We start from the raw sequence: 12737 nt of genomic DNA on the forward strand, positions 1-12737 counted from the left end.
TGTGATGGGAGCGTGATCGCGCGGCGGAATTCCGGGACCACATCATTTGCAGTTTCGAGGGGCGCAGAGGCACAGGAGCCCCGGCATCCGCGGCGAATCATCCACGCCGTAACGCTGAATCAAAGCTGCATCGCATCCTGGACGCTGGCGGCGAAGGCGTCGGTCAGGTCGCGGCCGAGCACCTGCTGCACCAGATCGAAGGAATCGAAGAACGAGCGGTGGGTGACGATCTGCCCGTCGCGCAAGGTGAAGAAATCGGCGATTTCGAACTGCACCACGCGCTGGTCGCTGCGCTTCTCCAGCGCGACGCGGATCGTCGTGGCGGCCTTGTCGTCTTCGACCGCCATGAAGGTGATTTCGGCGCGACGGCGGGCATAGCGTTGCTGCTGGATGCGGATCGCTTCGCGGACCCACGGCTTGCCGCGCTGATGGCCGAGATGCGGAAACAGTTCGATCGGCGCGTAGGTGATGGTGTCGACATCGTCGGCGCAGCAAGCAACGGCTCGGTCCACGTCGCCAGCATAAAACGCCACCAGGAAATCATTCACGCATTGTCGCGTGACGCGATCCTTCATGAAATCCTCCCGACGGTCCTGAAACCCCTGCGGCGGTGCACTGCTAGCAAACGGTGCAATAATATTGGCGGCGCGATCGCACTTGGATCAAGCGCCGGGCGCTGCGAAGGTTGCGAGAATCTTAATGCCTCGCCACACAACTTCGTTATGGGCCTGGCACGTTCGTCGCAGCGCGATGGAAAAGATTTTAAAAGAAAGTCGACCAGACGCCCAGCCAGACCACCACGCCGACCGGACCACCGCATAGCGCGGCGATGATCCAGCGATCGCCGAACCGCCAGGCCGCCAGCATGGCGCCGAGTACGAAACCCGGCCAGGCCAGTTTCATCGTCAGCCATGCCGCGCCGCCGAAGCCGTCGGCCTGCGCGATGCGCGAGCGGAAACAGAACAACAGCAGCAACGCGCAGAGCAGGGCGCCGATCGCGCCGCCGAACGCCGCGCCGGCGACGCGATGGGTGCGCCAGGCGACGGCGCCGAGCAGCACCCCGGCCACCAGGCCGGGCGAACAGGCCGCCAGCGCGATCAGCGCCAGGTCGAATGCATTCCAGTGCAGCCCGATGTCGGACACGCGCTTGCGCGGACTACTTCTTGTTCGGAGCGGAGCCGGCCGGGGTCTTGCTGGACGCGAACGGATTGACGTTGGCGACGCCGCCCTTCTTGAGGTTCTTGTCCGCCTTCGGCTTCTTCTTTTCCTTGTTCGACTTCATTTGACCCTTGGCCATGGCGATGTCCTCCGCGCCCGGTTGATGGATTCGGCGCGAAAGCACAAGTAGCAGGTCGCACGCGGTTTGTATCTGGCGGTTTGGGTGGTGCCGCGGCCGGCGTCTCGAAAACGGCAGCCATCGTGCCTATATCGGGAGGATGGCCCCATCCTCTCTCGTCACTGCCCGCTTGCGCCGCGCGCCCGTGCTGATTTGCAAGAAATGTCTCGGCCGCGTGCCCGACGGCAAGGCGTTGCGCAAGGCACTGAAATCCGAATTGAAGCACCGCGTCGGCGCGCAGGACATCAAGCCGCCGCGCGTGGTGCTGACCGGCTGCCTCGGCATCTGCCCGAAGCGCGCCGTGGTCGTCGCCGGCACGGCGACGCTGCAGCGCGGCGAGGTGCTGTTGCTGGCCGATCGCCGCTGCGTCGCAGAGGTGGCGGCACGGTTGTTGCCGGATTGAAGGGCCGTAGGATGGGTTGAGCTTTTCGCGAAACCCATCACCCTCTGCCGATGGGTTTCGCGAAGGGCTCAACCCATCCTACAGCGGCTGCTACGCCGCGCGAACGTCGGCGAGGAAGCGGTGTACCTGGCCGGCGAGGTCCTGGGACTGCTGCGACAGTTGCTCGGCGGCGCCCAGCACCTGCGTCGCCGCGGCGCCGGTGTCGTTGGCCGCCTGCTGCACGCCGGAGATGTTCGAGGTGACATTCTGGGTGCCGTGCGCGGCTTCCTGAACATTGCGGGCGATTTCCCGCGTTGCCGAGCCCTGTTCCTCGATGGCGATGGCGATCGCCTGGCCGATCTGCTCGATCTCGGTGATCACGCTGGCGACGTTGCGGATCGCGGCGACGGCCTCGGCGCTGGCGCTCTGGATGGCGGCGACCTGCTCGGAGATTTCCGTCGTGGCCTTGGCGGTCTGGCCGGCGAGCGACTTCACTTCCGAGGCGACCACGGCGAAACCGCGTCCGGCTTCGCCGGCGCGCGCGGCCTCGATGGTGGCGTTGAGCGCCAGCAGGTTGGTCTGCGCGGCGATATTCTGGATCAGGATAACCACGTCGCCGATCTTCTGCGCACCGGAAGCCAGCGACTGCGCGGTGTCGCCGGTGCGGCGCGCGTCCTCGACGGCGCGGGCGGAAATCTGAGCGGACTGCGCCACCTGGCGGCTGATCTCGGTGATCGAGGAGGTCAGCTCTTCCGTGGCGCTGGCCACCATCTGCACATTCGACGACGTCTGCTCGGAGGCTTCGGCGACGACGCCGGCCTGGCGATTGGTGGTGGAGGCGGTCGATGACATCGAGCGCGCCGCGTTCTCCATCGTCGCGGAGGACGACGACAGGCCGTTGACTAGCTCGCCGACCCGCGCCTCGAACGACTTGGTGAGCTCGTCGAGCAGGCCGGCGCGGCGCATCTTGGCGTCGCTCTCCGCCGACTGCTCGGCGGCAAGGCGGCTGGCCGTGATCATGTTGTCCTTGAACACCTGCACGGCGGCGGCCATCGCGCCGATCTCATCCTGCCGATCGCTGACCCGCGTCACTTCGGAAGCGTCGCCGCCGGCAAGCCGGGTCATCGACGCCGTGATATCGACGATCGGCCGCACGATCCGGCGCCGTACCATCACCACCATGGCGGCACTGGCACCAACGACGGCCAGCAGCACGGCCAGCGCGATCAGGAAGCTGAGCCGCGCGCGATCGTAGGCGGAGCCGAGCAGCACTTCGGCGTTGTCATAGAAGGCGTCGCGGACGCCGATAACCGAGCCGAGGCCCAGCTGCGTTTCGACGAAAAACGTATCTAGATCATGTTCGTATTTGCCGCTCACAGCGCCGGCCTTGACTGATTTGAAGACCTTACCCAGGCGATCGACGTAGCTCTCCTGCATCTTGTCGAGCGCGGCTGTGACATTGGCCGGCGTGCCGGGATTACCGCGCAACTCCAGCAGCGCGACTTGAATCTGATCGGCGGCGCCCTGCGAACGAGCGATGTCCAGGCGTTCCGCCTCGGTCCCAACCCGGTTGGAGCCAACCAGATTCTTGTGCAAGCTGGAGTTAAGGCCGCCGACGTCGCGCAATGTCCACGCGACGTTGGCATAGGTCGCCTGGCGATAGGCCTCGCCATTGAGGGACGCGATCTTGCGGACCTGATCGGCGAGCAAAGCGGTGACAGCGCCGTTGAAGGCTGAATTGTCGGCGACGATCTTCTTGGCGGCGTCGCGGCGGCTCTCCGCCGGGCCGTCGAGCGCCTTTTCGATCGCCGCGCGCAACGCCTTGAACTGGACATTCAGGGCGTCGATCTTGCCGGCAACCTCGGTGCCGTCGTTGAGTGCGCCGACCGATGTGGTCCTGAGCTGGTTCATCTTGTCGACGGCGCCGTCGGTCGACTTGCGGTACTTGGTATCGAGTTCAGCGCGCGCCTTCGGATCGATCACGGCCGGCCCGTACATGATGTTGGTGGCAACGCCGCGTTCAGGATTAAGATAGCGCGGAATGTCGCCGACGGCGCGCACCAGCGCGAGACGCCCCTGCGCGATGGCGACCTTGTCCATGGTGTCGTATTTCGTGGCGGCGAGATAGACCGCAAGGCCGCCGGCGGTGGCTGACAGCGAGGCGATGGCGATAGTCAGCAAGGTACCGATCTTCATGAAAAACACCGTCTGGCTAAAAAGGGATGGCTATAAGATCGCGTCAACCTAGGGTGATTGGATTAAGCATCCATTGACGCTGCCTGTCGCAACTCGACATGATGAGTCGTCGCACGCGCCCAGGTTGAGCTATTCAAGCGAGTTTCGCGGGTGTTGCCGCCGGCAATGGAGAATGAAGATGCGTTTGCTGCGATGGATGGTGGCGCTAGCGATGACGACAGCGGTTCCCGCTTTTGCCCAGGCTCCCTCGCCGGAAGTATTGCGCGATCTCGCGCCGACCGGAACGCTGCGCGCGGCGATCAATTTCGGCAACAGCGTGCTGGCGCAGAAGGGCCCGGCGGATGCGCCGCGCGGCGTTTCCGTCGATCTCGCCGCCGAACTGGCAAAGCGGCTCGGCGTGCCCGTGGCCTTCGTGCCCTACGAGGCCGCCGGCAAAGTCTTTGAAGGCGCCAGGGCCGGCGCGTGGGATGTCGGCTTCATCGCCATCGAGCCGGTGCGATCAGCCGAGATCATGTTCACCGCGCCCTATGTGATCATCGAGGGCACCTACATGGTACGCGCCGACTCGCCGCTGAAGCGCGTTGAGGAAGTGGACAGGCCCGGCATCCAGATCGCCGTCGGACTCGGCTCCGCCTACGATCTCTATCTTACCCGCACTATCAAGAACGCCGCGGTGCTGCGCGCGAACGTCGGCGGCGGCTCCGCGATGATCCAGAAATTTCTCGAGGACAAGCTCGACGTCGCCGCCGGCGTCCGCCAGCAGCTCGATGCCTACGCGAAGGATCATCCGGAGATGCGCGTGATGCCTGGCCATTTCCAGGAGATCAACCAGGCGATGGGCATGCCGCGGGTCGAAGGCCAGCCGCGTGCCGCGGGCGCGGCCTATCTCGCCGCCTTCGTCGAGGAGATGAAGGCGTCGGGCTTCGTCGCCGAAGCGCTGACGCGCAGCGGGCAGGTCGCGGAAGTGGCGCCGAAGTCGAGCAAGTAGGCAGCCATTAATGCAGCCAAGGCATGTTGCCGGGCGCTCTTGCCGCTGCCGCCATAACCGGCGACCATCGGGGGATGACAAACAGTTCGAACGACAAAGCGACCGCGATGCATGACTCCTTTCGCGGCGGTACCGCTTACACGCGAGGTCGGTATGTGCCGGTAGCGGAGGCCAGCGTCTCGCCGCTGGATTGGGCCTTCACCCGCTCCGACGTGGTCTACGACGTCGTTCATGTGTTCGAGAACGGCTTCTTCCGCCTCGTCGATCACCTCGACCGGTTCGAAGCCTCGATGCGCGCGCGCCGTCTGGCGCCGCCGGAAACCCGCGAAGAGATGGCGGCCATCCTGCATCGCTGCGTGGCGCTGGCGGGATTGAGAGATTCCTACGTGGCCATGGTCGCCTTGCGCGGCCGGCCGCGCATCGCCGGCTCGCGGCGGATCGAGGATTGCGACAATCATTTCATGGCCTATGCGGTGCCGTGGATCGACGTGATCCCGAAGGACGTTCAGGCGCGCGGCGCGCATCTGTGGGTCGCGTCCAGGCCGCGCGTGCCGGATGCGTCGGTGGATCCGACGGTGAAGAACTATCAGTGGAGCGACCTCACCAGCGGGCTGTTCGAGGCGCAGGACCACGGCGCCGATTCCGCCATCGTCTGCGACGAGGCGGGCTTCGTCACCGAGGGGCCGGGCTTCAACGTCTTCGTCGTCAAAGACGGCGATGTCCGCACGCCCGACCGCGGCAGCCTGCACGGCATCACGCGCCGGACGGTCCTCGAACTGTGCGGCGCGATGAGCCTCAAGGCCTCGGTTGCGCCGATCCATCGCGACGACCTGGAGGGAGCCGACGAGGTGTTTCTCGCCACCACCGCCGGCGGCGTGATGCCGGCGTCGCGCGTCAACGGGACCATCTACGGCAATGACCGTCCCGGCCCGATCTCGCTTCGCATCAAGGAGGCCTACTGGCAGATGCACCGCGACGGCCTCCACCGCACCGAGGTCATCCGCGACATGTAGACTCGCCGGGATCGTTCCCCGGACGCGGTGCACTGCGCCGCCGTTGGCGGCGTAGTGCGCCGCAGAGCCGGGGCCCCGGTCTTGCATCAGCAACCGGGATCCCGGCTCTGCGCAGCGGCACAAGAGCGCCGCAGCGCGTCCGGGAAACGATCCGGCATTCAATTTCTTCACTGCACTGGAGTCTCCCATGCCCCCTCTCGATCCCGATAACGCACGGGGCCAGCGCCCCGGCGGTGACCGGCTCGCCACGATCATCTCTGGGCCGCGCCGCGGTTCGCGCGAAACCTGGGTGGAAATCCCTTCGCTCGATGGCGAGAAGTCCGCGTGGTGTTATTCGGACCGCAGGGCCTATCGCCCCGGCGAGACCGTCACCCTGCATCTGTCGGCGACCGTTGCAAAAATTTCGCTGAGCATCGCGCGCGATCCCGGCGGGGACGCTCCGGTGTTCAGCTCCGGCGTCAAGGATGCCAAATTCTTTCCGGTGCCGGACAAGGTCTACGGCGTCGGCTGCGGCTGGCCGGCCTTCCTGAGCTGGACGATTCCTGACAATCTCGCCTCCGGCGGCTATGTGGTCGAGATCCGCGACGAGACCACGGCGCAGCGCGAGGTGATCGGCCATCACCTTTTTTTCCACCGCCGCCGCGAGCGCACGCCGGGCGCGCTGGCGCTGGTGGCGGCGACCTCGACCTGGAGCGCCTATAACGACTGGGGCGGCGCCAGCCATTATTACGGCACCAACCCCGAGCTGCCGCGCGGCCGTGCCACGCATCTCGCCGCCTTGCGGCCGTGGGCGCGCGGCCAGGTCTGGCTGCCGCCGGGCGCGCCGCGCTCGGTCAATGCGAACCGGCCGCGTACGCCCGGTCCAGCGCGCTACGAGAACGTCGAATGGGCCTTCATCAACGGCTACACGCGCTATTACGCGCTGGCGGGCTGGGCCGCCTATGAGCGGCCGTTCCTGCAATGGGCCGAGGCCAACAACTACACATTCGATGTCTTCACCCAGGACGAGTTGCACGACGACCCCGCGCTGCTCGACGGCTATCCCTGCACGGTGTTCGTCGGCCACGATGAATACTGGTCGCGCGAGATGCGCGATGCGGTGGATGGCTATGTCGATCGCGGCGGTCGCGTGGCGCGGTTCGCCGGCAATTTCCTGTGGCAGATCCGGCTCGAGCGCGCGACGCAGACCCAGGTGGCCTACAAATACGACGCCCGCCGCCTCGACCCTGAAGCCGGCACGCCGCGGATGACCAGCGCGTGGGAAGACCCGCAGGTCGATCACCCCGGCGCGAAAACCTTCGGCGTCAACGCGCTGCGCGGCATCTATGCGGCCTTCGGCGGCATGGCGCGCCGCGCCGCGCGCGGCTTCAACGTGTTCCGGCCGGAGCACTGGGCCTTCGCCGGCACTGGGCTGGGCTATGCCGACATGTTCGGCGACGAGGCCAACATCTTCGGCTTCGAGATGGACGGCGTCGAATACACCTTTGAGGACGGCCTGCCGGTGCCGACCGGCACCGACGGCGCGCCGGACGGCCTGCAGATTCTTGCGATGGGCTTTGCCACCCTGGCCGAAAGCAGCCTGCCGGAATTCGAGAGTTCGCTGATGCTCGGCGATGGCGACGCGCAGTTTCGCAATTCGCTGCTCGGCGAGCCGACCACCGAAAGCCTCGAGCGCCACAAGCGCGGCAGCGGCATGGTCGTGCATTTTTCCCGCGGCAAGGGCGAGGTGTTTACCGCCGGCACCTGCGAGTGGGTCAACGGCCTGATCGAGGGCGATGTCTTCACCCAGCGGATCACCAGGAACGTGCTCGACCGGTTTTCGAAGTAGGGCGCCGTTCCGATATGCCGCCACGCGAAACAAGCCCTGCGCCGGCACGGCTTGACTTCGCGCCCGCGTCGGCCAATCTCGCGGCACAAAATATCAAGAACGATCGGGAGAGAATACCATGGCCGAGGCCTATATCATCGACGCCGTCCGCACGCCGCGTGGCATTGGCAAGGTCGGCAAGGGCGCGCTGGCGGAACGTCATCCGCAGCATCTCGCCGCCACCGTGCTGCGCGCCATCGCCGAGCGCAACCATCTCAATACCGCGGATGTCGATGACGTGATCTGGTCGACCTCAACCCAGCGCGGCAAGCAGGGCGGCGACCTCGGCCGCATGGCGGCGCTCGACGCCGGCTACGACATCAAGGCCTCCGGCACCACGCTGGACCGTTTTTGCGGCGGCGGCATCACCGCGGTGAACTTCGCCGCGGCGCAGATCATGAGCGGCATGGAAGACGTGGTGATCGCCGGCGGCACCGAGATGATGTCACTGACAGGAGCGATGGCCGCCGAGGACATGGCCGCCGGCAAGCCGCCGCTCGGCATGGGCTCCGGCAACAAGCGCCTGGCGCAAGTGCATCCGCAGTCGCACCAGGGCATCTGCGGCGACGCCATCGCCTCGATGGAAGGCATTTCGCGCGAAGCGCTCGATGCGCTCGGCCTCGAAAGCCAGCGCCGCGCCGCCGTCGCGATCGCCGAAGGCCGCTTCGACAAGAGTCTCATTCCGGTGAAGGACGATGCCGGCAACGTCGTGCTCGCCAAGGACGAATTCCCGCGCCCCAACACCACCGCCGAAGGCCTCGCCGGCCTCAAGCCGGCCTTCGCCGCAATGGCCGATCATCCGCTCGACGACAAGGGCACCACTTATCGCAGCCAGATCAACCAGAAATATCCCGATCTCAAGATCGAGCACTTTCATCACGCCGGCAATTCGTCGGGAGTCGTCGATGGCGCGGCAGCACTGTTGCTGACCTCGAAGGACTATGCCGACAAGCACGGGCTCAAACCCCGCGCGAGAATCGTGGCGATGGCCAATATCGGCGACGACCCGACCCTGATGCTGAACGCGCCGGTGCCGGCGGCGCGAAAGGTGTTGGCCAAGGCGGGCCTGACCGTTGATGACATCGACCTCTGGGAGATCAACGAGGCCTTCGCCGTGGTCGCGGAAAAATTCATCCGCGACCTCGACCTCGATCGCGCCAAGGTCAACGTCAACGGCGGCTCGATCGCGCTCGGCCACCCGATCGGCGCCACCGGCGCGATCTTGATCGGCACCATTCTCGACGAACTCGAACGCCGCAATTTGAAGCGCGGCCTGGTGACCATGTGCGCGGCCGGCGGCATGGCGCCGGCGATTATTATTGAGCGGGTGTAGGCGAGCGCGGAAACCAGAGGCCGTCATTGCGAGGTCAGGGAAAGCCAATTGGCTTTCCCCTTTGCGAAGCGACGCGGCAATCCAGAAGCCACAAGCGAAGACTGGATTGCTTCGTCGCAAGGGCTCCTCGCAATGACGATGCGGGCCATAGCGCCCTTCAAATTCGATGTAACTAGTGCTCTAAGGCGGTTTTGTTCTTAGCATCTCCTCGGCCCGCTTCAGCACTTCCGGATCCTTCGACGCATCCAGCAGCCTGTCCCAGCCGTCCGGCGGATTGCCTTCCTTCAGCATCGACGCAAACACCGCATAGGCATCCGACTTCGCGCCATAGGTCCGCAATGTCGTCTCATCATTGACCCAGACGTACACGATAATCTTGGCGCGCAGATCATTCCGGAAAAACAGCCGGAAGCGGCCGTTGCCGAACTTGTCACGAAACCAGTGCTTATGGTTTTCGCCGAGCGTGCCGCCGAGCCGGTAGCGCTTGTCCGCCGGATCCTGCGGAATGCGATCGAACGTGATCGTGCGGATCGCGTTCAGTAGCTTCGCGTTGGATTTTCTGGTGTAGTCCGCCGGATGCTTCTTCCTGTCGCGTTCGACGCCCGCGATTAGCCGCGCCACCTGATCCACAAACAGCGGATGAAAGTACAACGTCCATCCGTTGACGATCATGGCGCGCTCAGAGATCGACGTCGCCTTCGATCGGCTCGTCGGGATCGAACACCATGCCTTCTGTCAGTTCGTCCATGCGCTTTGCCATTGCAAGCGACATGGTCTGTAGCCGTTCCGGATGTTCCCCGATGTCCTTCGCGAGGAAGGACAGAAACGCACTCAGCGCTGGATCGTCCTGCGCATCGTCCGCCCGCCGCATGGTGACGCCGCTGTCATCGACCCGAAACGCGATCTGGTCGCCTTCGCTCAGGCCGAGCGCCTGGCGCACCGATTTCGGGACGGTGGTCTGTCCCTTGGAGGAGATGGTGCTGAGTTCTTCGAATTTCGCTTGAGCCATTGCACGGTACCCAAGAAAGATGCCTCACAAGTAAGGAATATTCCTTACTTTGTCAATCCCGCTACCTCTTCTTCCAGCCACCCCGATGCCCCGGTGCCCCGCCCGAACTCCGCGCCACCGGCCCGAATTCCGGCCCCGATTCCCGCGAGTTGGTCGGCTGGATGATCTTGCTGCCGTCGCCGGACGCCGCGCCCTTGCGCGCCTCCGGCAGCGCGTTGGGCATCGACTCCGTCATGCTCTTCGGCTGATAGATCTTGCTCTCCGTGCCCGGACCCATCTCGTCCAGCGTCGGCTTGCGCGGACGCGCGACCTTCTTGCCGCGGTCGGGCAGCACTTCGTGCCAGGTGGCGATGCCCATTTCGTCCAGATCGGGCTTGTGCACCTTGGACGACGGCGTGTTGTTGCCGCCGCGCTTGCCGGACTGTTTTGGCATGTTGGCGCTCGCGCCGAACTGCTTGTTGCCCTGATACGCGCCGGCGGCGCCGGCCACCTTGCGTTGCTTGGCGGTGGGATCGTCGACCACGGCCAATTCGGTCGCGCGCAGGCGCTTGACCTCGTCGCGCAGTCTTGCGGCTTCCTCGAAGTTGAGGTCGGCGGCGGCCTCGCGCATCCGCGTTTCGAGATCGCCGAGCACGGCTTCAAAGTTGTGGCCGATGGCCATGACGTCGTCGGCCATGCCGCCATTGCCGATTTCCACCAGCACGTGGTCGCGCTCGTAGACCGAGTTCATGATGTCGCCGATCGACTTCTTGATGCTCTCCGGCGTGATGTTGTGCAGCGTGTTGTATTCGACCTGCTTTTCGCGGCGGCGGTCGGTCTCGGCGATGGCGCGCTCCATCGAGCCGGTGATCCTGTCGGCGTAGAGGATGACCTTGCCATCGACGTTGCGCGCCGCGCGACCGATGGTCTGGATCAGCGACGTCTCGGAGCGCAAGAAGCCCTCCTTGTCGGCGTCGAGCACGGCGACCAGCGCGCATTCGGGAATGTCGAGGCCTTCGCGCAGCAGGTTGATGCCGACCAGCGCGTCGAAGGCGCCGAGGCGGAGGTCGCGGATGATCTCGATGCGCTCGATGGTGTCGATGTCGGAATGCATGTAGCGCACGCGGATGCCCTGCTCATGCAGATATTCCGTCAGATCCTCCGCCATGCGCTTGGTCAGCACGGTGATCAGGCTGCGATAGCCGGCCGCGCAGGTGGCGCGGACCTCGCCGACGAGATCGTCGACCTGGGTGCGCGCCGGGCGGATGTTGATTGGCGGGTCGATCAGCCCCGTCGGGCGGATGACCTGCTCGACGAACACGCCGCCGCTCTCGTTGAGCTCCCACGCCGACGGCGTCGCGGACACCGCGACCGATTGCGGGCGCATCATGTCCCATTCCTCGAAGCGCAGCGGCCGGTTGTCCATGCAGGACGGCAACCGGAAGCCGTATTCCGCCAAGGTCGCCTTGCGCCGGAAGTCGCCTTTGAACATGCCGCCGATCTGCGGCACGGTGACGTGGCTCTCGTCGGCGAACACCAGCGCGTTGTCCGGCACATACTCAAACAACGTCGGCGGCGGCTCGCCGGGGCGGCGGCCGGTGAGGTAGCGCGAATAGTTCTCGATGCCGGCGCAGGAGCCCGTGGCTTCCATCATCTCGATATCGAAGGTGGTGCGCTGCTCCAGCCGTTGCGCTTCCAAGAGGCGGCCCTGTTCGTGCAACTGCTCGAGCCGCCACTTCAGCTCGGCCTTGATCGACTTGATGGCCTGGATCAGCGTCGGCCGCGGTGTCACGTAATGCGAGTTGGCGTAGATCTTGATGAATTCGAGCTCGTCCTGCTTGTGGCCGGTGAGCGGATCGAACTCCTCGATGGTCTCGACGGTGTCGCCGAACAGATTCACCCGCCACGCCCGGTCCTCGTAATGCGCCGGGAAGATGTCGATGACGTCGCCGCGCACGCGAAACGTGCCGCGGGTAAAATCATGTTGCGTGCGCTTGTACTGCAGCGCCACGAGGTCGGCGATCAACTGCCGCTGGTCGATGCGCTCGCCCTTCTTCAGGGCGAAGGTCATCGCGGTATAGGTTTCCACCGAGCCGATACCGTAGATGCACGACACGGAGGCCACGATGATGACGTCGTCGCGCTCCAGCAGCGCGCGCGTCGCCGAATGGCGCATGCGGTCGATCTGCTCGTTGATCGACGAATCCTTCTCGATATAGGTGTCGGTCCGCGGCACATAGGCCTCGGGCTGGTAGTAATCGTAATAGCTGACGAAGTATTCCACCGCGTTGTCGGGGAAGAAGCTCTTGAACTCGCCATAGAGCTGCGCCGCCAGCGTCTTGTTCGGCGCCAGGATGATGGCCGGGCGCTGCGTCGCCTCGATCACCTTGGCCATGGTGTAGGTCTTGCCGGAGCCGGTGACGCCGAGCAGCACCTGGGTACGGTCATTGCGGCTGATGCCCTCAACCAGTTCCTTGATCGCGGTGGGCCGGTCGCCCTTCGGCTCGTATTCCGACTTGATGACGAACGGCACGCCGCCTTCGGACTTGTCCGGCCGCGGCGGGCGATGCGGCACCCAGATCTTGTCGTCCTTGAATTCCGGCCGGCCGTTGGTGACCAGCGCCTCCAGCGCGT

At 65.1% G+C, this 12737-nt stretch carries 12 protein-coding genes; 5 read left to right on the plus strand and 7 right to left on the minus strand.

What is annotated here, in order from left to right; genetic code table 11:
- Positions 1–119: 119 nt before the first annotated feature.
- From JWR89_RS13100 to JWR89_RS13110, 3 genes are all read right to left on the minus strand, one after another.
- Positions 120–575 (minus strand): nuclear transport factor 2 family protein, encoded by a 456-nt coding sequence (locus JWR89_RS13100; RefSeq protein WP_299716766.1) that lies wholly within the window; start codon positions 573–575, stop codon positions 120–122.
- A 187-nt stretch (positions 576–762) separates the two neighbouring features.
- Positions 763–1143, minus strand: coding sequence for a hypothetical protein (locus tag JWR89_RS13105; protein WP_299716768.1), 381 nt, complete (start codon positions 1141–1143; stop codon positions 763–765).
- A 13-nt stretch (positions 1144–1156) separates the two neighbouring features.
- Complete coding sequence (locus tag JWR89_RS13110; RefSeq protein ID WP_265079788.1) at positions 1157–1297, minus strand: hypothetical protein; 141 nt, start codon at positions 1295–1297, stop codon at positions 1157–1159.
- Positions 1298–1436: 139 nt separating this feature from the next.
- Between JWR89_RS13110 and JWR89_RS13115 the strand changes: the two genes are divergently transcribed.
- Positions 1437–1739, plus strand: coding sequence for a (2Fe-2S) ferredoxin domain-containing protein (locus JWR89_RS13115; RefSeq protein ID WP_299716778.1), 303 nt, complete (start codon positions 1437–1439; stop codon positions 1737–1739).
- Positions 1740–1829: 90 nt separating this feature from the next.
- Here JWR89_RS13115 and JWR89_RS13120 read toward each other — a convergent pair whose 3' ends face one another.
- Positions 1830–3914, minus strand: a complete 2085-nt coding sequence (locus tag JWR89_RS13120) for a methyl-accepting chemotaxis protein (protein WP_299716781.1) — start codon at positions 3912–3914, stop codon at positions 1830–1832.
- 178 nt (positions 3915–4092) lie between these two features.
- Here JWR89_RS13120 and JWR89_RS13125 point away from each other — a divergent pair, with 178 nt between their 5' ends.
- The 4 genes from JWR89_RS13125 to JWR89_RS13140 all read left to right on the plus strand — a co-directional run bounded on the left by JWR89_RS13125 (position 4093) and on the right by JWR89_RS13140 (position 9115).
- Positions 4093–4902, plus strand: coding sequence for a transporter substrate-binding domain-containing protein (locus tag JWR89_RS13125; RefSeq protein WP_299716784.1), 810 nt, complete (start codon positions 4093–4095; stop codon positions 4900–4902).
- 107 nt (positions 4903–5009) lie between these two features.
- Positions 5010–5915: an aminotransferase class IV gene (locus tag JWR89_RS13130; RefSeq protein ID WP_299716787.1), complete on the plus strand. Its 906-nt coding sequence runs from the start codon at positions 5010–5012 to the stop codon at positions 5913–5915.
- A 187-nt stretch (positions 5916–6102) separates the two neighbouring features.
- Entirely contained in the window at positions 6103–7743 is a 1641-nt protein-coding gene (locus JWR89_RS13135) for a N,N-dimethylformamidase beta subunit family domain-containing protein (RefSeq protein ID WP_299716790.1), read from the plus strand.
- Positions 7744–7861: 118 nt separating this feature from the next.
- A complete protein-coding gene (locus JWR89_RS13140) occupies positions 7862–9115 on the plus strand; it encodes an acetyl-CoA C-acetyltransferase (protein ID WP_299716793.1) in 1254 nt (417 codons plus the stop codon).
- Positions 9116–9295: 180 nt separating this feature from the next.
- Here JWR89_RS13140 and JWR89_RS13145 read toward each other — a convergent pair whose 3' ends face one another.
- The 3 genes from JWR89_RS13145 to uvrB all read right to left on the minus strand — a co-directional run.
- Positions 9296–9787, minus strand: coding sequence for a type II toxin-antitoxin system YhaV family toxin (locus JWR89_RS13145; protein ID WP_299716796.1), 492 nt, complete (start codon positions 9785–9787; stop codon positions 9296–9298).
- A gap of 7 nt (positions 9788–9794) precedes the next feature.
- On the minus strand, positions 9795–10124 hold the full coding sequence (locus JWR89_RS13150) for a type II toxin-antitoxin system PrlF family antitoxin (RefSeq protein WP_299716799.1): 330 nt from the start codon (positions 10122–10124) through the stop codon (positions 9795–9797).
- 61 nt (positions 10125–10185) lie between these two features.
- Positions 10186–12737, minus strand: a 2552-nt coding sequence (gene uvrB, locus JWR89_RS13155; RefSeq protein WP_299716802.1) for an excinuclease ABC subunit UvrB, incomplete at its 5' end; no start/stop codon positions are given.

Origin of the sequence: Tardiphaga sp. (assembly GCF_028290785.1) — a bacterium.
GTDB lineage: Bacteria > Pseudomonadota > Alphaproteobacteria > Rhizobiales > Xanthobacteraceae > Tardiphaga.

Excerpts from the sequence above, each read along its gene's own strand:
- JWR89_RS13150 (WP_299716799.1), bottom strand. The coding sequence starts at position 10,124 with ATGGCTCAAGCGAAATTCGAAGAACTCAGCACCATCTCCTCCAAGGGA.
- JWR89_RS13120 (WP_299716781.1), bottom strand. The coding sequence starts at position 3,914 with ATGAAGATCGGTACCTTGCTGACTATCGCCATCGCCTCGCTGTCAGCC.
- JWR89_RS13125 (WP_299716784.1), top strand. The coding sequence starts at position 4,093 with ATGCGTTTGCTGCGATGGATGGTGGCGCTAGCGATGACGACAGCGGTT.
- JWR89_RS13140 (WP_299716793.1), top strand. The coding sequence starts at position 7,862 with ATGGCCGAGGCCTATATCATCGACGCCGTCCGCACGCCGCGTGGCATT.
- JWR89_RS13115 (WP_299716778.1), top strand. The coding sequence starts at position 1,437 with ATGGCCCCATCCTCTCTCGTCACTGCCCGCTTGCGCCGCGCGCCCGTG.
- JWR89_RS13135 (WP_299716790.1), top strand. The coding sequence starts at position 6,103 with ATGCCCCCTCTCGATCCCGATAACGCACGGGGCCAGCGCCCCGGCGGT.
- JWR89_RS13110 (WP_265079788.1), bottom strand. The coding sequence starts at position 1,297 with ATGGCCAAGGGTCAAATGAAGTCGAACAAGGAAAAGAAGAAGCCGAAG.
- JWR89_RS13130 (WP_299716787.1), top strand. The coding sequence starts at position 5,010 with ATGCATGACTCCTTTCGCGGCGGTACCGCTTACACGCGAGGTCGGTAT.
- JWR89_RS13145 (WP_299716796.1), bottom strand. The coding sequence starts at position 9,787 with ATGATCGTCAACGGATGGACGTTGTACTTTCATCCGCTGTTTGTGGAT.
- JWR89_RS13100 (WP_299716766.1), bottom strand. The coding sequence starts at position 575 with ATGAAGGATCGCGTCACGCGACAATGCGTGAATGATTTCCTGGTGGCG.